General features: G+C 61.8%; 15 protein-coding genes and 1 pseudogene. 6 read left to right on the top strand and 10 right to left on the bottom strand.

Features of this window, described 5'->3' with window-relative positions; genetic code table 11:
- Positions 1-56 precede the first annotated feature (56 nt).
- A complete protein-coding gene (locus ACP7AX_RS10230; RefSeq protein ID WP_426226355.1) occupies positions 57-1,262 on the bottom strand; it encodes a cytochrome P450 in 1,206 nt (401 codons plus the stop codon).
- A 155-nt stretch (positions 1,263-1,417) separates the two neighbouring features.
- On the opposite strand from ACP7AX_RS10230, the gene ACP7AX_RS10225 reads away from it, so the two are divergent.
- A complete protein-coding gene (locus tag ACP7AX_RS10225; RefSeq protein ID WP_426226354.1) occupies positions 1,418-2,011 on the top strand; it encodes a MarR family winged helix-turn-helix transcriptional regulator in 594 nt (197 codons plus the stop codon).
- Here ACP7AX_RS10225 and ACP7AX_RS10220 read toward each other — a convergent pair.
- The 8 genes from ACP7AX_RS10220 to ACP7AX_RS10185 all read right to left on the bottom strand — a co-directional run bounded on the left by ACP7AX_RS10220 (position 1,998) and on the right by ACP7AX_RS10185 (position 11,514).
- A complete protein-coding gene (locus ACP7AX_RS10220) occupies positions 1,998-2,468 on the bottom strand; it encodes a hypothetical protein (protein WP_426226353.1) in 471 nt (156 codons plus the stop codon). The two genes, ACP7AX_RS10225 and ACP7AX_RS10220, sit on opposite strands and share 14 nt — an antisense overlap.
- A complete protein-coding gene (locus ACP7AX_RS10215; RefSeq protein ID WP_426226352.1) occupies positions 2,465-3,265 on the bottom strand; it encodes a hypothetical protein in 801 nt (266 codons plus the stop codon). Before ACP7AX_RS10215 ends, ACP7AX_RS10220 begins: the two co-directional genes overlap by 4 nt.
- On the bottom strand, positions 3,262-4,362 hold the full coding sequence (locus ACP7AX_RS10210; RefSeq protein WP_426226351.1) for a Gfo/Idh/MocA family protein: 1,101 nt from the start codon (positions 4,360-4,362) through the stop codon (positions 3,262-3,264). The genes ACP7AX_RS10215 and ACP7AX_RS10210 overlap by 4 nt, the downstream gene beginning before the upstream one ends.
- 84 nt (positions 4,363-4,446) lie before the next feature.
- A complete protein-coding gene (locus tag ACP7AX_RS10205) occupies positions 4,447-6,306 on the bottom strand; it encodes a glycoside hydrolase family 3 protein (protein WP_426226350.1) in 1,860 nt (619 codons plus the stop codon).
- Positions 6,303-7,151 carry an ATP-binding cassette domain-containing protein gene (locus ACP7AX_RS10200; RefSeq protein WP_426226349.1) on the bottom strand — a complete coding sequence of 283 codons (849 nt, stop codon included), beginning with the start codon at positions 7,149-7,151 and terminating at the stop codon, positions 6,303-6,305. The genes ACP7AX_RS10205 and ACP7AX_RS10200 overlap by 4 nt, the downstream gene beginning before the upstream one ends.
- 3 nt (positions 7,152-7,154) lie before the next feature.
- Positions 7,155-8,966, bottom strand: a complete 1,812-nt coding sequence (locus ACP7AX_RS10195; RefSeq protein WP_426226348.1) for a dipeptide/oligopeptide/nickel ABC transporter permease/ATP-binding protein — start codon at positions 8,964-8,966, stop codon at positions 7,155-7,157.
- Positions 8,963-9,904, bottom strand: coding sequence for an ABC transporter permease (locus ACP7AX_RS10190; protein ID WP_426226347.1), 942 nt, complete (start codon positions 9,902-9,904; stop codon positions 8,963-8,965). The genes ACP7AX_RS10195 and ACP7AX_RS10190 overlap by 4 nt, the downstream gene beginning before the upstream one ends.
- A gap of 65 nt (positions 9,905-9,969) precedes the next feature.
- On the bottom strand, positions 9,970-11,514 hold the full coding sequence (locus tag ACP7AX_RS10185; protein ID WP_426226346.1) for an ABC transporter substrate-binding protein: 1,545 nt from the start codon (positions 11,512-11,514) through the stop codon (positions 9,970-9,972).
- A 177-nt stretch (positions 11,515-11,691) separates the two neighbouring features.
- On the opposite strand from ACP7AX_RS10185, the gene ACP7AX_RS10180 reads away from it, so the two are divergent.
- Positions 11,692-12,321 (top strand): TetR/AcrR family transcriptional regulator, encoded by a 630-nt coding sequence (locus tag ACP7AX_RS10180; protein WP_426226345.1) that lies wholly within the window; start codon positions 11,692-11,694, stop codon positions 12,319-12,321.
- Between the two features lie 39 nt (positions 12,322-12,360).
- On the top strand, positions 12,361-14,115 hold the full coding sequence (locus tag ACP7AX_RS10175) for a DUF5605 domain-containing protein (protein ID WP_426226344.1): 1,755 nt from the start codon (positions 12,361-12,363) through the stop codon (positions 14,113-14,115).
- Between the two features lie 123 nt (positions 14,116-14,238).
- Here the strand turns inward: ACP7AX_RS10175 and ACP7AX_RS10170 are convergent, their stop codons facing one another.
- Complete coding sequence (locus ACP7AX_RS10170) at positions 14,239-15,165, bottom strand: family 43 glycosylhydrolase (protein ID WP_426226343.1); 927 nt, start codon at positions 15,163-15,165, stop codon at positions 14,239-14,241.
- 379 nt (positions 15,166-15,544) lie between these two features.
- Between ACP7AX_RS10170 and ACP7AX_RS10165 the strand changes: the two genes are divergently transcribed.
- From ACP7AX_RS10165 to ACP7AX_RS10155, 3 genes and pseudogenes are all read left to right on the top strand, one after another.
- Positions 15,545-16,690, top strand: coding sequence for an ABC transporter substrate-binding protein (locus ACP7AX_RS10165; protein ID WP_426226342.1), 1,146 nt, complete (start codon positions 15,545-15,547; stop codon positions 16,688-16,690).
- Positions 16,691-16,836: 146 nt separating this feature from the next.
- Positions 16,837-17,781: a carbohydrate ABC transporter permease gene (locus tag ACP7AX_RS10160; protein ID WP_426226341.1), complete on the top strand. Its 945-nt coding sequence runs from the start codon at positions 16,837-16,839 to the stop codon at positions 17,779-17,781.
- A pseudogene (locus ACP7AX_RS10155) lies at positions 17,771-18,018 on the top strand (carbohydrate ABC transporter permease); the annotation flags it as partial. The gene ACP7AX_RS10160 and the pseudogene ACP7AX_RS10155, both read left to right, overlap by 11 nt.

Genomic DNA, 18,018 nt, shown 5'->3' with positions numbered 1-18,018 from the left:
TCTCCTAGTGTGTGTTGGTGCAGTGACGTGAGGATTCGGTATATCGGCGATTGCGGCTATCGGAGGGTGACCCGCACGGGCAGGTCTTCGAATCCCCGCAACCAGTTCGAGAAGAACGGCACGGGTTCCCCTGCAAGTTCGATGGTGTCGACTCGTCGGGCGAGCGCGGAGAGAAGGCAGGTGGCTTCCATCCGCGCCATCATCTGGCCGACGCATCCGTGGATACCCGTGCCGAATGCCATGTGCCCGCTGGGGTCGCGGGAGAGGTCGAATAAGTCCGGGTTCTCCCAGCGCCGCGGATCACGGTTGGCCGCAGCCAACGCCATGATGACCTTCTCGCCGGCACCGATTCGGACACCGGCGAGCACGGTTGTCTTCGACGTTGTTCGACCGATGTACGGGCTAGGCGGGCTCCAGCGCAGCGCTTCTTCAAAGACCTTGCGCGCGAGGCTCCGGTCGTCCCGCAGGGCCGCCCAAGCCTCCGGATGTTCGGCGAGAGCCTTGAGGGCGAACTGGATGGCGAAGATTGTGGTGTCTACCCCCGCCGAGAGGAAGGTGCGCACCAGCATCCCGGCATCTTCTTCGGTAATCTCTCCCTCGTCGGCGTATCCGTAGATGGTATGGCCGAGGCCGCCAGGGGCGAGTGCCTCGCGGCGCATCTGCCAGTTCACGAAAGTCGATGCCTCGTCGGCGGCGGCCAGTGCGGCGGCGTAAAACTCGTTTCGTGGTCCCATCGACTGGAAGTTGAGGTTGGAGTAAGGCAACAGGTGCTCACGCCCCTCCGGCTGGAACCCTACCGCGTCGGGAAGCACTGTCAGCGGGAACTTTTCGGCGAGTTCAGTCGCGGCGTTAAACTCAAGCTTGCCGACCACGGAGTCAACCAGTTCGTCGGCCTGCTGCTGGAAGCTGTCGGTGAGGCGGCGGACGACTCGCTGGCTGAGGATCGACGTCATGATCCGGCGGTACTTTGTGTGCGCAGGGGGGTCGTTCTCCAGGATGACGCTGGGCTTGCGCCAGTTCCCGGTCTTCTTCGTGTTCGTGATGCCTGTCCCGGCCGAGGATTCGAAGGTTTCATAATCGCGGAAGACCTGGTCGACGACGTCGTATCGGCCCGTGAACCACACCCCGTACTGCTCACTCCAGACCACGGGCCCTGATTCGCGGATCGCCGTGTCGATCGTGAACGGAAAGGTCAGCCCCTCTCGAGAGAAGGGGTCAACGTCAAGGACGACAACATCGCCGGCAATCATCGGGTCCTGCATACAAACTCCATTGTTCGGCCATGTGTGACTTAACTCACGCGGACTGAGGTACCACAAGAGTACATATAATCTTGTTCAGATTCAATCATGATTAGAGTTAAACTATGTAGAATTATGTCGAGGGCGAGAGCGCCCACCGAAGGGACGTTAAGCACATGGACGAGCGCACAGGAGCATCGGACGAAGTGGACTTGCGGGCCGCCGGCCAGGGTCTCGTCACCAAGAGGCTGCCGGGTACGATCGTGCGCGATGAATACACTCCGGCTCTGCTTGGGCTGCTCTCCAATGTGCTCGTCTGGGGCGGCTCCCGCGTCATCCATCACGTGCACGGCGTGGGAACCAATGAGTGGCGCATCATCAGCGGTCTCGGCAACCACCCGGGCGCAACCTCTGGGGAGCTCTGCGAGATCCTTGGGATCAACAAGTCGATCGCATCCAAGAGCGTCAACGTGCTACTTGGTCGCGACCTCGTCGCGCAGATCAATGGCCCCCGCGGATCACGCCACCTCTACCTCACCGCCGAGGGCGCGCGCGTCCATGACGACCTCATGCCGATCGCGCTTAAACGCCAGGAGATCCTCCACGAGAGCCTGACTCCCGAAGAAGTTGTGCAGCTGAACTCCTTGCTGGTTCGGATGCTGAGTTCGGCCGAGACGATGCAGCGCTACGAGGCAGAGATGCTCGCCGGTGACGGAAATGGCCAACCAGGCACTGAGACGGCGGCCGACGGAAGCGTCACCGGACGCTGAGTCTGATGCGCAGCGGGTCGAACGGCGTGTCGGGAATGTAGTTGAACATAAAGAGCGCATCCGCCTCTGCGGCGAGGCGCGTCCCGTATACGAGTGTGCCATCATCCGCCCCCGCGACCTCCTCGAGCTTGACAAGCGCGAGCCGGCCGGGCTTCGCCGCCAACTCGTCACGGTCCTCCCCCGGGTCATCGATCGTGAGCGCCTCGCGGTTCACCTGAACGCCGATCAGAGGCACGATCAGGGCGCCGGCGTGGGCACGCAGCACAACCGACCCGTCGAGGAACAGCACACCTTCGGCGTCCACGCGGCCGTCCATGTGCACGCCATCCTTCAGCGAGAACGTGGCCCCGCCCGTCGTTTCGATCTCGAAAGCAGGGTCACGCTCCATATACGACAGCAGCGACCCACGGATGCCCCACTCAAGCACGGCACCACAGTTCGGCGGCAATCCATTCACGGATCGAGTCTATTCCTCAGGACGGATGCAGTTTTCAAGAGCTGGGCGTAATCTTCTGCATCGGTCTCTTCCGTGAGCAGCCGGATGGCGCGTCGCCACGTGGTCCGGTGGGCTGCCTCATATTCCGTTGGCAGGAGCAGCTCCCCCTCGTGTGTGGTCACGCGGACTTCGGCCGGCGCTGCTGTGTCCGGAGCAGGAATGTAGACGGTCATGCTCTCTTCCACAGTTAGAAGCCGGATTCCGAGGTGTGGGTTGGTCGCGGCACTGACGACTGCAGAAACAGTCACCGGAGCACCGCTGTTGAGGGCCCCGGCGAAGTGGTATCCGTGCTGATCCGCAAAGAGGCAGCGAAGAGAACCGGGAGCGAGTGCGCTGTCTCCCGTGATTTGGGCTATTGCTGTCAACTGGTCCATCAGGGACTGGTCGAGGTCTGCCCCAGCTGGTAGAACGAGGCGGGACTCGAGGAGCGTGATATGCGGGATGAGGGCGGTTGCTGCCTCCGCTGCCTTTTGGACGGCGGGATTGGAGGCAAACGCCCAGTCAAACACCATCTGGGCGGTTGCCTGAGGCGCCAGACCAGTCATCAGCGTCGGCGAGATGATGACTGTCACCCGCGCTCCGCTGTCGAGCGCTTCCTGCGCCCGCTCGCTCCATGCAGGGACGCTTCCGTCGACGGCGACGATGTCGGGTTGTGCTGTGGCATGGGCCAGTGACAGGGGAAGCGAGGCCACCACGCTGTCGATGGCGCCTGTCTTGCGCGCTGCTTCGTCTGCTCCCACGGAGAACTGGTTGCTCATGCGCGAGCCTCCTCTGGTTTTAGGGCCGGGGCAAGCCCGGCTATGGCTGCCTCCCCGGCGGCATTGGCTATCTTTATGGCAAAGCCCAAATCGTCGATCAGGGTTTGGGCTGCTGGAGCCGTGGCGCTCCCGGCGATGACGTCCCAGATGTGGCGCCACTCCCCCTCATATCCGTTGTGCTTGAAGGGACCCGCGGCAACCTTTCGCGCCTCGGTGGTGTATTCCACGACCGCGGAACCGGCCTGGACGTAGGACGGCGAGAAGGTGACCTTCATCGCTGAGGCTGGACCATAGGCCTCGAACGTCCACTCGGGCTTCCAGGTCCGGTTTATCGATGCCAACATCTCGATCGTGCGACCGCCCGCTCGTAACGTGATGGAGTAGCCAAAGGGCTTGGCTATGGCTGCGTGCAGTACCTGAAGGTCATCGAACCGTGGCACGAAACGCCGGACGAGCGGCAGGTCGTGAATGGCCAAGCCGAGCACCATGCCTTCGAAGCGGGCCCTGACGACGGCCGGGTCGCTGTAATCGGGTTTGGGCATGGAAGGACGGGTGATTACCTCGGTTGCGAAGTCCTCAAAACGGGCGTTGGGCGGCAGGACAATCGAGGATCGTATGTAGTGCGCTGTATCGGGCAGATCGCCCCAGAGCTCTTCAGCGGCCAGCCAGCCCGGGTCAAAAGTGTGCATGGCGCCAACGATGACGGGCACTCCCATCTCTGCTGACACCTCTGATATCTTTGCCGCCTCCTCTGCGGATACTGCAAAGGGCTTCTCGCAGAGCACGGCCTTTTTCCCAGCCCGGCAGGCGGCAATGACCTGCTCGGCGTGGAACTGGTGGGGGCTGCAAATCGCTACAACCTCAACTGACTCATCGGCCAGCAATTCCTCCACTGAGGACGAGGAACGGGCACCCACACGTCCGGCAACCGACTCGGCTACAGCCGGATTGACGTCCATGACGTGACTCACGGTGAAAAGGTCGCCGAGTCGGGCAAGGCTGGGCAGGTGGATCGCCTGTGTTACCGGCCCGGCTCCAAGGAATCCGACTCCGAGGCGACGGTTCTTGTTAATGCGCGGAATCTTTTGGTTGTTCATGTCAAGCCTGTCTGCTGGGGCGTCCGGGAGCGGCATTTGGGCCGGAATGCACTTTTGAATAAGGAAGGTTTTGTCTGCACGCTGTCAAAGCCTTAGCCCAAATCCGTACTCATAAAGGGGGTCTCCGGCATCCCCGGGGACATCGGGCCGAGACGCCACCACTGAAGCGTTTGAGCGGGGAAGCTGGAACGGAAGGCGGCCGACGGGATTGATTTCACCGGTCAGTGCTCGAAGGACGGCGGCGTCACATGCCCCGTAGACGGCGGCGATCGCGGCGCAGTGCGGTTCCAGCGGCGTGAGGACCGCGGGGCGGTCCAGGTGTGGAACTAAAATGACAAGAACCTGCTCAGCAATGCGCCTGATCATGCGAACGGTGTCATCTGCGAAGTCCAAATCACCGGCGTGGAAGCTGGCTTCCAGCATGTAGTGGTCGCGGTACTCGAATGGGGCGTTGACGCGCACAATGGCGACGTCGGCGTCCCCGGGTGCTGTCGATGGCAGGAACCCGGCCGTTTTCAGGGCCTCTGGACTGATCTCCGAGGAGTAAACCCGAAGCCCGCGGGCGAGCGGCAGAAGAGATGCACCGTTTACCTTGTCATTTTTTAGGACCGTGACAGATCTGGCCTGGGCGCGCTGGCCAGCTTCCACGTACTCGGGGAGGGCCGTCCTTGACTGCGCCTGCCTCTCGTCCACATAGGGATTGTCGAACAGTCCCAGGTCGAATTTTACCCTCAGCAGCCGGCGTACTGAGGCGTCGATCCGTTCCTCCCGCACCAAACCCTTTTGCACCAGGCCAACGATTATCTCCGGGCACTCTTCTCCCCCTAGCTGGTCGCAGCCTGCCTCAACAATCTTGAGGACCCGCTCCTCAACGGAGAGGTGTTCCACGCCCCATGCCCGGGGAGACAGTTGACGGCCGAAAAGGTTAGACTCCGTCACCAGACCCCAGTCCGTGCACACGACGCCGTCGTACCCCAGTTTTTCGCGCAGGGTGCCGGTGATGATCTGTCGGTTGTATCCGAAGCCGACTTGCTCGACAGGCGCTCCATCGAGCTCGAGCCCGACCGGCATACCGTAGTAAGGCATGATCGCCGAAACACCCCGCTCGATGGCCCGGCGGAAGGGCTCGAGGTGATAGTCGAACATCCCGCCGGGGTAGACCTGCTCACGGCCATACGGGAAGTGCGGGTCCTCTCCGTCTTGCTGAGGTCCGCCGCCGGGAAAGTGCTTGGCCATGCAGGCCACGCTCTCACCGCCAAGCTGCTCGCCCTCAAATCCATCCAGATACGCCAGTGCGAGGCGGGCCACCACGTCGCTGTCCTGACCGAAGGTGCCGTATTGCCGCGCCCACCGCGGTTCGGTCGCAAGATCGAGTGTGGGGTGGAGGGCGGCGCGTATGCCAATTGCCGTGTACTCCGCCCGGGCTATGCCCGCGAACTGGCGGACCAGCTGCTCATCACCTATTGCGGCGAAGCCGAGGGGCTCGGGCCAAGCAGAGAAGTGAACGGCCGTGAACGAGGCGCCCCAGTTCTCCGCGAAGGAATGGCGAGGATCTGTGGACAAGGTCACCGGGATGCCATGAGGGCTCGCAGAGACAGCCAGTCGCTGCAACTCGTTTACCCACTGAGCTGCAACCGTTGGGACGGGAAGATTATGGACATTGACGTGGTTGATGAGTTTCCCGGACACGAGTTCTTGCGCCCCGTTGCGACCAGGCCGGGACTCATCGTCTGCCAGTCTGCCGCTATCCGCGGCGCTGACTATGGTGTGGAACATGAGGCCGGCCTTCTCCTCAAGCGAGAGCCTGCCCAGGAGGTCCTCGACCCGCTCCATAACGGGAAGGCCCGGGTTCTCGTAGGGGTCCATGGTGCCGTTGCCGTTGAGGTCCCGGAATACGGTTCCGTCTGGTGTGCGCTGGAATTCGGGCGCGAGGTCCACGCTCATGCTGCCTGCTCGGCTGTTGTAGTGACGAGTTGGCGGCGTGCTTCACGGCGTTCGCGCTGCTGGGCGGGATGGGGCACGGGTGCGGACATGAAGAGCTTTTGGGTGTAGGGGTGGACTGGTTGGGAGGTGACCCGGGCTGCGCGGCCCTGTTCGACGATGTGTCCCTTGTAGAGCACGATGACGTTGTGGCTGATGTGGCGGATCACGCTGAGGTCGTGGGAAACGAAGAGGTAGGCGACTTTTGTGGCTTCCTGGATTTCGACCAGGAGGTCCAGGACCGTGGCCTGGGTGGTGAGGTCCAGGGCAGAGACCGGTTCATCGCACACGATCAGGCGCGGCTTGACGGCGATGGCGCGGGCGATGGCGATTCGCTGGCGCTGGCCCCCGGAGAACTCGCGGGGCAGGCGGCCGCCCGAATTGGCGGGAAGGTGGACCCGGTCAAGGAGCCCGCGGACACGCTCAAGGGCGTCTTTCCTGTTGACGCCTTGGATGGTGAGTGGTTCGGAGAGGATGTCTTCCACTGTCATGGACGGATTCAGGGAGGTGTACGGGTCCTGGAAGACCACTTGGATGTCGCGGCTGAGGGCGCGCCGGTCCTTGCGGCCGGCGTGGGTGATGTCTTTGCCGTCAAAGACGATCCGTCCGGCGGAGGGTTTGGCCAGGCCGAGGATGGCCCGCCCGATGGTGGTCTTGCCGGAGCCGGATTCGCCTACCAGGCCCAGTGTTTCGCCCTGGCGGATGGAGAACGAGATGTCCTCCAGGGCGCGGAAAGCCGGTTTGCGGCCGTGGCCGGGGTACTCCACGGCAAGGTTCGCGACGTCAAGGAGCCGGTTCGTGTTCGTCATGGGTTATTCCTTGGCTTTCAGGGGCGACGCGAGGTCGTCGTCGTTGAAGGGATAGGGCCGGGCCGGGCCGTCTTCAAGCATGGAGTCGAGGAGTTTCTGGGTGTAGGCCTGGGACGGCTCGGTGAGGATTTTCTCCACCGGGCCCACTTCCACGAGGCGCCCGGACTGCATCACGGCCACCCGGTCGCAGATGTCCGCCACCACGCCGAAGTTGTGCGTGACCATGACCACGGCCATTCCTGTTTCCCGCTGCAGGTCCCGGAGCAGGTCTAGTACTTCCGCCTGTACCGTGACGTCCAGGGCCGTGGTGGGTTCGTCGGCGATGAGCAGGCGTGGGTTGCAGGAAATGGCGCCGGCAATGAGGACGCGTTGGGCCATGCCGCCGGAGACTTCGTGGGGGTAGGAGTTGAAGGTCTTCTCGGGATCCGCGATCCCCACCTTGGCCAGCAGTGCCAGGGCGCGGCTGGTGGCTTCCTGTTTGGTCAACCCGAGCTTTGTCCGCATGGGGACGGTGAGCTGCTGTCCGATCCGGAAGGATGGGTCCAGGTTGCTCATCGGTTCCTGCGGGATGTACGCAATATCTGTTCCGCGCAGGGCGGTCCGGTCCTTGTTGCCGAGGGTGGTGAGTTCCTTCCCGTCAAACAGGATGGACCCCTCGGAGACACGGCCGCCCTCGGGCAGGAGGCCAAGAACGGAGAATGCGGTCTGGGTCTTGCCGGATCCGGATTCGCCGACCAGTCCCAGGACTTCGCCAGGTTCGACGTGGAGGGTGACACCGTGGACCACTTCCTTTTGCCCGCCGCCGGTGCCGTAGGCGACCTTGAGGTTCTGGACTGACAGGAGTGCGTTTTCCGGATGGGCGGGAACCGGTACTGTTGCGGTTGCTGTTCCGATGGCGGGTCCAGCGGCACTCTTCGTCGGGAGGCGGACCGCCCGTGTGGTGCTGTGGCCGCGGTCTTCCAAAGCGTCGCGGAGTGCGTTGCCGAAGAGGATAAGGGCCATCGAAACCAGGCCCAGGGCGATGCTGGGCCAGAGGATGAGACCGGGGCTCAGCGCGATCTTACGGAAGCCTTCATTGAGCATGTTGCCCCAGGACGGGACCGCATTGTCGGTCACGCCAAGGAATTCCAGTCCGGCCTGGATGGCGATGGCGATGCTTGCCACACGTGCCGCCTGGATGATGACCGGTGCCCGGACCACCGTGAGGATATGGCGGGCGATGATCCGCGCATCGCTGAGGCCCGAGACGCGGGCGGCGTCGACATACAGTTCGTTTCGCACTGCCTGGACTGCGCCGCGGACTACCCGGAAGAACGCCGGTGTGAGGAGGACGCCGAAGACGGCCATTGCGACGTAGACGGACGGTCCCACGACGGCGGTCACAGCCAGTACCACCACGATGCCGGGCAGTGACATGCTCAGGTTGTTGACCCAGGACGCTACGCTGTCGAACCAGCCGCCGTAGTAGCCCGCCATCAGGCCGGTGGCCACGCCGATGATTAGGGAGATGCCCAGGGCGATGCCGGAGCCGATGAGGAGTACTTGTGTGCCCCACATGATGCGGCTGAAGATGTCCCGGCCGGAGCCGTCGGTGCCCAGCAGGTGCGCGGGGCCTGGCGGGCGGTTGGCTTCACGGAGGTTGACGCCGTTGGGGTCGGCCAAGCCCAGGAAGGGCACCAGGATGGCGATCACGATGACAGCAAGGAGCACGAGGATGGAGATCAGCCCCAGGGGGTTGCGGAGAAAGCGCCGAACCATACCTGAGCGGGGGACGACGGGTTCGACGTCGGCGGGTACTTCGGTCGCAAGTGTCATGACAGTCGGACTTTCGGGTTGAGCCAGGCGACGAGGATATCGACGATGAGGTTGACGGCGACAACGATGAGCATGAGGGCCAGAATTACACCCACGATCAGGGGCAGATCGGTCCGGCTGGCGGCCTCGACCGTGAGGGAACCCAGCCCGGGCAGGGCGAAGACGGCTTCGATGACGACGGCCCCGCCAAGAATGCCCACCACCTGGACTGCCAGGCTGGTCAGCCCGTTTGTGGAGGCGTTGCGCAACACCGAGGTCAGAATGATCCTGCGCTCGGACAGTCCGCGGCTGCGGATGGTGCGGATGTAGTCATTGCGGAGTACCCCGAGGGTTGCTGAGCGGACCTGCTGGGCCACCCCTGCGACGCCGCCGATCGCGAGGGCGATGACCGGAAGGGTGATGGTTCTGGCCCAGCCTTCCGGGGACTCAGTCAGCGGGATGAAGCCCGTGGCGGGGAACATCTTCAGCTGGATGGCGAAGTACGCCACCAGGAACAGTGCCACAATGAACGATGGTAAAGCATCACCAAGGGTGGCCAGGATCTGCAAGGTACGGTCCACCCAGCCTTTCCGCACCGCGGCGTAAATGCCGGCCGCGAAAGCGAGGATGCCCGTCAGGAGGGTCACCACGACTACCAGGCTGAGGGTCACAGGCAGCCGGATCATCAGTGTGTCCCACACCGGCTGGCTGCTGAAGAACGAGACACCAAAGTTTCCGGAAACAGCTTTGCCAAGCCAGGCAAAGTATTGGATCAGGATGGGCTGGTCCAGGCCGAGTTCCTGATTCTTGAGCGCGACCTGGGCCTCGGAGGCGTTCTCACCGAGGACGTTGCGGGCAACGTCGCCTGTGCCCTGATAGAGCAGCACATAGGCCAGGAACGAAACGGCCGCTAGCAGGACCACGGCCGAGAGTAAACGCCGCAGCAGAAAAGTAATCACTTGGGACTCCTATGTCCTGGTAGCCGTGCGACGCCGGAGCAGTGGCCCCGGCATCGCGCGGACTGCTACTTGCCGGTGGGCTTGTAGTTGTAGATGGACGGCACGGCCTGCTCGGCCTGGTTTTCCACGGCTACCTTGTCGCTGTGGTAGAAATGCTGCTCGAGCCGGTAGATCGGGCTGAACCAGTACTCATCGATGACGTATTGGTTAATTTCCTTCGCCGCTTCGCCGATGGCCTTCTCGTCGCCGGTCTGTGCCTTGTTGATCAGAGCGGTGAGTTCCGGACGCTCGGTCTTAAACGCGTTCCACGGCGCTGTCGGTGCGATCAGCAGCTGTGTGTGCCGCCAGTCATCACGCTGTACCAGGGACATGTAGGCAAGCGGGAAATCAGCGCGAAGCATCGAGGGTATGGCCTGGCCCGGTCCCCACTGGTGACGGGTGACGTTTACTCCGACGTCCTTCCAGTTCTGCTCGATCCCGTCATATATCGACGGGTCAAAGACGGCACTGACCGGCAGCGTCACCGCGAGGTTTTCCGCACCGGCTTCCTTCAGGAGCTCGCGGGCGCGGTCCGGGTTGTAGGTGTACTTGCCGTCCAGTTCTTTATCGTAGCCCTGGGTCAGAGGCCCAAAGGTCTGGCTCGTCAGTTCGCCCTTTCCCAGGGCAACGGCCTGCAGAAGTGCTTCACGGTCAATCGCCAAGGACAGCGCCTCGCGGACCCGGACATCCTTCAGTTGCGGCAACTTCGTTCCGTCACGGTCGAAGAAGAAAATGCCCTCCCAGTTAGTGGCGTACGGCTTGTGCAGGAGGCCCGCACCTTCGGCCTCGACGGCGGTTGAGGCCCGGTTGAGCACCGCTGCGTCAACCTGCCCGGACTTCAGCGCATTAAGCCGTGCTGTTTCATCCGCCAGGACCTGGAACTCGATCTTGTCATACGGGAGCTTGTCGCCCCAGTAATCAGGGTTGCGGACATAAGTGATCTTCGAACCCGACACAGTGTTGGCCGAATCCAGGGTGTACGGACCAGATCCGACCGGCTTGGTCTTGATGGACTCAGTGTCCAGCGCCTTCGGACTGGCGATGTAGCCCGCAGCATTTGTCAGTGAAAAAGGCAGCCCCGGATCAGGGGCAGAGAGCTTTACCACTGCCGTGGAAGCATCCGGTGTGTCCACACCCGTTACCGTGCGCGCGGTGCCCACCAGGGGACCGTTCGCCTTCACGAAATGTTCCAGGTTCGCCTTCACCGCAGCCGAATCAAAAACGGCGCCGTCGCTGAACTTAACACCCTCACGCAGCTTGAGCGTGTAGGACAACCCATCCGCGCCGGCCTCCCACGAAGTGGCCAGCATCGGGCTCAGCGAACCGTCCGCTTCCCGCTTGATGAGGGTGTCATAGACAGCCTGGTAGATCGGGGCCTGATGCCCCTCGTTCGCCTGGGCCGGGTCGTAGCTCTGCGGCTCCTGAAGGGAACCGATCTTCAGAAGAGGCGCCGTCGCCGGCCCTTCTTGTGTTGTGGTCGATTCCTGCGGCGTGCCACTGCAACCAGTGAAAGCCAACGCGGACACCACTGCCGTCACCGCCGTGGTGACAAATCGCCTTCTGATGCTCATCGTTTCTCTTCCTAAGACTCCGTTGTGGTAGGACAACACCCCCTTCTCTGGCCGATGGGAGTGCCAGGCACAGCTGGTCGGCAAATAATCACCGATCGCTTACTTTTCAAAATACTAAGCGACTGGTAACTTTTTGACAAGAGCTTCTTAAAAAGACCAGAGAGAGACGGTACGGACGTGGCACCGGAGCCAACCCCGAAAGGCACCTATCCCAAAGGTGTAGAGCGCCGGAAACAAATCATCAGGGCAGCGGCGCGTATCTTTGCCCAGTACGGCTACCATGCAGGTTCCCTGCGAAACATCGCCGACGACGTGGGAGTCACCAGCGCAGCCCTGATCAGGCACTTCGGCGACAAGGAGGCCCTGCTTATGGCCGTGCTCGAGTACTGGGACCAAGAGTCCAGGGCCGCAGGCAACGACGCCACAGGGTTGGACCACATCCGTCAGCTCCCCGCTCTCATGGCCTATCACCTCACCCACCGTGGCCTCATAGAACTCTTCCTCACCCTGGCCACGGAGGCATCAAATTCCCAACACCCTGCGAGGGGATTCATCGTAAGCCGCTATGAGACCACGGTGGCAAATCTGAGCGACCATCTACGCCAAGCTGTCACCGCAGGGCAGCTCCAGTTGCACCCGGAACAGATCGAGAGCGAGGCGAGGGGCTTGGTGGCACTGATGGACGGCATCGAATTACAGTGGCTCCTCCGGCCCGAACTGGACCTCGTGGGGCTGTTCGAGCTCCACCTCGATAACCTTCTAGCACGCTGGACTGTCCAGGTCCCCCAAGGGCTAAACCGCCAATAGACCCGTTTCCATTCTTCGCCGTTCCGTTATGAGGTATTCATGCTAAGTCCCGACAGTTCGCTCAGCAAGGTTCTGGACCACAGAGAGGCCCGGGCAATTCTCGAAAAGTACCTTGCGGGCATCCTGAACTCGCCCATGCTGCAGCAGCTCAAAGAGTTGCCGATCAGCCAGGTTATGGGCCTCAATGCAGAACTGGCGAACAGGCCGGACGAACTGGCGAACCTCTGGCGCCAGCTGGCCAACCTCCCTAAGGCCCGCAGTCACTTAAAAGTCGTCCACCCCAGAACCCCAATGCGTGATTATGAGCCCTCATCCGTTGGAAAAGCTTCCGCATCGACCAGTTACGCTGACAGCGCCGCGTGCTGGGATGTATTCGAGGTGGTCATCGATGGGCCGGGGCACGGCAACCCATTCACTGATGTGGATCTGACAGCCGTCTTTGCCCACGCGAATTCCTCGGAGCAGCGGATTGGCGGGTTCTACGACGGCGACGGAACGTACAAAGTCCGGTTCATGCCCGACAAACCCGGGAACTGGACTTTCCGGACGAGCTCGAATGCCCGTTCCCTGGATGGGATTGAAGGCAGCTTCGACTGTTCCGCTCCCTCGCCTGGCAACCTTGGCCCGGTCAAGGTGGCCGACAAGTTCCATTTCGCGCATGCCGACGGCCGCCGCTACAGCCCGATCGGCACCACCGCATACGCCTGGACGCACCAGCCGGCCGAGGTCCAGGAACGCACACTCCAGACGCTGGCAGGGTCCCCTTTCAACAAGATCAGAATGTGCGTGTTCCCCAAATCCTACCTGTTCAACGCCAATGAACCGGACCTTTTTCCTTACGAACGCACTGCAGACGGCTGGGATTTCACCCGATTCAAACCCGAGTTCTTCCGGCACCTGGAAGGCCGGATCCAACAGCTGGCCGCGCTCGGCATCGAAGCGGACCTCATCCTGTTCCACGCCTATGACCGCTGGGGTTTCTCAGACATGGGCGCCTACGCAGACGATCAATTCGTCCGGTACGTCGTTCGCAGGCTAGCCGCCCACCGCAATATTTGGTGGTCACTCGCCAATGAATACGATCTCCTCCGCACCAAGACCACGGACGACTGGGAGCGCATGGCCGAGGTCATCACCACCAACGATCCAACCGGGCACCTGCTGTCCATCCACAACTGCTTCGGCTTTTACGACTACTCCAAACCATGGATAACCCACGCCAGCACCCAGCGGATTGACGTCTACCGCACCGCCGAAAACACCGACCAGTGGCGGGAAACCTGGGGCAAACCCGTGGTCATCGATGAGTGCGCCTACGAAGGCGACATCGATCAGGGCTGGGGCAACATCACCGGCGAAGAAATGGTGCGGCGCTTCTGGGAAGGCGCCGTTCGCGGCGGCTACGTGGGCCACGGCGAGACGTACCTGAATGAATCCGAAGAACTGTGGTGGTCCAAGGGCGGAAACCTCGTGGGCAGCAGCCCCGAACGGATCGGGTTCCTGGCCGAAATCCTCGAACAGGCTCCCGGAGGAGTACTGGACCCACTGCCGGGCGACTGGGACGCTCCCCGCGGCGGAGTGCCAGGCGTCCTCGAACTGATCTACTTCGGGTTTAACCGTCCCAGCTACCGGACCATCATGCTCCCGCCGGACACAGCATGCACGGTGGACATCATCGACACTTGGAACATGACCATCGAGACCCTGGACGGGCAGCGCAGCGGGATCTTCCGCGTTGCACTTCCGGCACGGCAGTACATGGCCATCCGGCTGAACATGGTGGAGGGCCTCTAACCCTGGGCACTCATTCGCCTGTCGCTGAAACAGCAGTAGCCAGCAGTGACATTCGCAGCCAGCACCCCCGATGACGAGCAGTACCCGGCTGGAACGGGCGTCCAGGGCTACCCCTTGTGGACATCAGTTCAGTGAGGGGGTTCCGAGATCGATCTCGACCTCAGCGTTTCGATCGCACACGAGGTTTCCGTTCTGGACGGTAGCCATGGCGATCTGGATAGCCGAGCGCCTGTCTGAATAGGTCGCCTCGGCTTTGCCCTTCCGGTCGGGATGCGTAAAGTAAACCACCCACGCCGCAGCCCCGTTGACCACCACGTCGGCATGGAGGGCAGGGCCGGAATCATCCGGACGGTATCCTGAATCACCCAGGATTACGCCGTTGTATTCCCAAGCCGATTTATCGTCGGACCGGTAAACCCTCTGCCCGTCCCAGGCGTCCACGATCATCCAGGAGTATCCCCCAAGGTCGAAGACGTTCGGCCCTTCGTGGGGCCCGTCTGCAATGACCGGACCGGTGGTTGTCCACTCATAGAGATCCGGGCTGTCTGCGGCATAAGTGTGCTGGCCCGCCACCGAATCCTTATACCACATGCGCCAGCCCCCGCCCGGAACCTGCGTCACGCAGGCATCGATCGCCTGGCGCGTGTCCAGTTTGATGTCCCCGTGATGCTCCCAGTCCCGGAGATTCTTACTCGTGTAGTGGTGAATGCTCCGGGGATCCTTGCCTGAGTAGGAAGGCACCCCCCGAATGTAGCTCACGTACATGTGATAGATGCCTTCGTGCCAGAGGATCTCGGGCGCCCAAAACGTATTGTGGCCCCACTCAAAGTCCAGCCCGTCAAGGGTCCCGCGGTATGTCCAGGTGACTCCTCCATCGGGCGACGAGGCAACGCCCAGTTTGGTGCCGTGAAACCAGGACTGCCGCGGCCCTTGCGCGTCTGCGCGCCGGTTGGTGTACACCATCCACCAGAGTCTTTCCTCACGGTTCCAAATCAGCGTCGGATCGGCCGCCCCATCATGGATCGGATCTCTGAACAACGGCGAAGTCATGCCACTCCTTGGTCTCGACCGAAAACGAGGAAACGTTTTCTCATCCCGCTGACACTACGCATGACAATCGCGTTCTGTAAAGAACCTCGGGCGCAGCTCTTTGATGTTGTTGCGGACATGAATCCATTCCAAATCGGGCTTGGACCTGCACGAACGCGGTGACCTAACGTCGTCATATACGCTCCCGTCCAGGCTTAGCAAACAAACCAGTCGAAGAGGACTTACCTTGACATATTCCAGAAGAACCATCCTGATCGGCGGTTTGACCGCTGCTGCAGCAGTTGCGATCACAGCGTGCGGCGGGGGAGCCTCGAGCAACCCGGCCGGTGGACCAGTTGCCCTCCGATTCACATGGTGGGGCGGAGAGCTTCGCAACAAGATGACCCAGGAGGTCATCGGTGCCTTCCAAACGGATTTCCCTGACATCACCATCACCCCGGAAATGGGTTCCTTCGACGGCTACTTCGACAAGCTTGCGACTCAAACTGCCGCCGGAAACGCCCCCGACATCATCCAGATGCCGGACGGTTTCTTCACAGAATACTTGGGCCGCGGGGCCCTCCTTGATCTCACCAAACTCAACATCGATCACTCCAACATTGCCGATGCCGTGTGGAATACCGGAACATCCGAAGGCAAGCTGTACGGTGTTCCATCCGGAGTCAATACACACTGTGTGGTCGCCAACCCGAAGCTCTTCGAAGCAGCAGGGGTCGCAATCCCGGATGACAACACGTGGACCTGGGATGACTATGCACGAATCTCTTCAGAATTGTCCGAGAAGCTTGGCGACGGAAAATTTGGATCAGCGGCCTTTGGCCTTGACCAGAACGGACTCGCTATTTGGCTCAGGCAGCATGGAAGCGAACTCTTCACCGCCGACGGAAAGCTCGGTATCGACCCGGCGCAATTGGCGGACTTCTGGAAACTCCTTAAGAAGATGAGCGACGACGGCGCCATTCCTCCGGCGGGTACGGTCACTGAGGAAACCGGCATCGCCCTCGAGCAGTCGGGCACCGCGACAGGCAGGTATGCGCTGGGCTGGTGGGCATCAAATCAGCTCTCAAACCTGAACAAGGTTTCGGGCGTCGAACTCAAGTTGCTCAAGCCGCCCACCGTTGCCGGCAAGGCATCCGAAGGCAAGTTCGCCATTGGCACCGGCTGGTACGTCGCCTCGGCAAAGACCAAGCACCCCGAACAGGTCGCGAAGTTCATGGACTTCATGGTGAACAACCAAAAGGCCGGTGACATCCTGCTGACAGAACGCGGCGCCCCCGCCAACAGCAAGACGCGACAGAACCTGGTTGATAGCGGCCGTCTGACCAAAGCAGATACGGATTCGATCGCTTTCCTTGATGAGCTGAGCAAGATTGCCTTGAACCCTCCGCCCGCTTCGCCCCCGGTGGGCGCAGGTTCATTCCAGGACATTTTGCGACGCTACTCCCAAGACGTGTTGTTCGGGAAACGGGGAGCTGACGATGCTGCGAAGGATCTGATCAGCGAAGCCAACTCGGAAATCAAATAGGGTCACCCACCCCATAGCCATGGTCAGGGCACCACTGCCGGGTTGGATGCACGCTGCAGTGGTGCCCTCCCCTATCCCCACAGGACGCCTTGCCCGGCACGCTTGCCGGCGCCGGCGGGCCTGCTGCGTGAAATGGAGATCCCGCTATGAGCGCGATCAGTGAACTCAGTACGCTCAAGCGCCGGAAGGGGCCGATGAGTGCTGCGGAGAAGAAGGCCAACGGCCGGGATAACAAGGCCGCGTATATTTTCCTGTTGCCGTGGCTGGTGGGTCTGGTGGCGATCACCATCGGACCCATGCTGATGTCCCTGTACCTGTCCTTCACGGATTACAACCTGCTCCAGCCGCCGGAATGGACGGGCCTGGATAACTTCATCAGGATGTTCGGCGACGCCCGGCTGCATAACTCCCTGGGCGTCACGTTCACCTACGTGCTGGTCGGTGTCCCGCTGCAGCTGGGCGTGGCTTTGCTGATCGCCCTGGTCCTGGACAAGGGCATCCGCGGGCTGCCGTTCTACCGTTCGGTGTTCTACCTGCCCTCACTGCTGGGCGGCTCGGTTGCCGTGGCGATCCTGTGGAAGCAGATCTTCGGCACCACCGGCCTGGTCAACCAGGTCCTGGCAATATTCGGCATCCAGGGCCCGGGCTGGATCTCGGATCCGAGCACGGCGCTGGGCTCGATCATCCTGCTCCACGTCTGGACGTTCGGCGCCCCGATGATCATCTTCCTCGCCGGCCTGCGGCAGATCCCTGTGATGTATTACGAGGCCGCCAAGGTTGACGGCGCCACCACACTCCAGCAGTTCTGGAAGATCACCCTGCCGATGCTGAGCCCGATCATCTTCTTCAACCTGGTGCTGCAGATCATCGGCTCGTTCCAGTCCTTCACCCAGGCGTTCATCGTCTCGGGCGGCAACGGCGGCCCGTCGGACTCGACCATGTTCTTCACGCTCTACCTGTACCAGAAGGGCTTTGGCCAGTTCGACATGGGCTACGCCTCCGCGATGGCCTGGTTCCTGCTGGTCATCATCGGCATCTTCACTGCCATCAACTTCATCGCTTCCAAGTATTGGGTGTTCTATGACGACTGACCTGCAGACGCTGCCCGCCCCGGATAAGAACACTCCCGGCGCCGGCAAGCCTACGAACCGCCGCAAGCCCGCCAAACCCCGCGAGTCCCTCGGGACCCTGGCCTTCAGCCGGAAACAGCGGACCAAAGCCCTGGCCAAACACGGCATCCTGATCCTCGCCGGCGCCCTGATGATCTACCCGCTCCTGTGGATGGTGGTCTCCTCGCTCCGGCCCAACGAACTGATCTTCCGCGACCC

Origin of the sequence: Pseudarthrobacter sp. DSP2-3-2b1 (assembly GCF_049895945.1) — a bacterium.
In the GTDB taxonomy this organism is placed as follows: Bacteria; Actinomycetota; Actinomycetes; order Actinomycetales; family Micrococcaceae; genus Arthrobacter.
Note: the sequence above shows the minus strand (reverse complement) of the source record. Positions and strands in the feature narration are given on the sequence as shown.

Excerpts from the sequence above, each read along its gene's own strand:
- ACP7AX_RS10230 (WP_426226355.1), bottom strand. The coding sequence starts at position 1,262 with ATGCAGGACCCGATGATTGCCGGCGATGTTGTCGTCCTTGACGTTGAC.
- ACP7AX_RS10225 (WP_426226354.1), top strand. The coding sequence starts at position 1,418 with ATGGACGAGCGCACAGGAGCATCGGACGAAGTGGACTTGCGGGCCGCC.
- ACP7AX_RS10215 (WP_426226352.1), bottom strand. The coding sequence starts at position 3,265 with ATGAGCAACCAGTTCTCCGTGGGAGCAGACGAAGCAGCGCGCAAGACA.
- ACP7AX_RS10210 (WP_426226351.1), bottom strand. The coding sequence starts at position 4,362 with ATGAACAACCAAAAGATTCCGCGCATTAACAAGAACCGTCGCCTCGGA.
- ACP7AX_RS10205 (WP_426226350.1), bottom strand. The coding sequence starts at position 6,306 with ATGAGCGTGGACCTCGCGCCCGAATTCCAGCGCACACCAGACGGAACC.
- ACP7AX_RS10200 (WP_426226349.1), bottom strand. The coding sequence starts at position 7,151 with ATGACGAACACGAACCGGCTCCTTGACGTCGCGAACCTTGCCGTGGAG.
- ACP7AX_RS10195 (WP_426226348.1), bottom strand. The coding sequence starts at position 8,966 with ATGACACTTGCGACCGAAGTACCCGCCGACGTCGAACCCGTCGTCCCC.
- ACP7AX_RS10185 (WP_426226346.1), bottom strand. The coding sequence starts at position 11,514 with ATGAGCATCAGAAGGCGATTTGTCACCACGGCGGTGACGGCAGTGGTG.
- ACP7AX_RS10175 (WP_426226344.1), top strand. The coding sequence starts at position 12,361 with ATGCTAAGTCCCGACAGTTCGCTCAGCAAGGTTCTGGACCACAGAGAG.
- ACP7AX_RS10170 (WP_426226343.1), bottom strand. The coding sequence starts at position 15,165 with ATGACTTCGCCGTTGTTCAGAGATCCGATCCATGATGGGGCGGCCGAT.
- ACP7AX_RS10165 (WP_426226342.1), top strand. The coding sequence starts at position 15,545 with ATGACCCAGGAGGTCATCGGTGCCTTCCAAACGGATTTCCCTGACATC.
- ACP7AX_RS10160 (WP_426226341.1), top strand. The coding sequence starts at position 16,837 with ATGAGCGCGATCAGTGAACTCAGTACGCTCAAGCGCCGGAAGGGGCCG.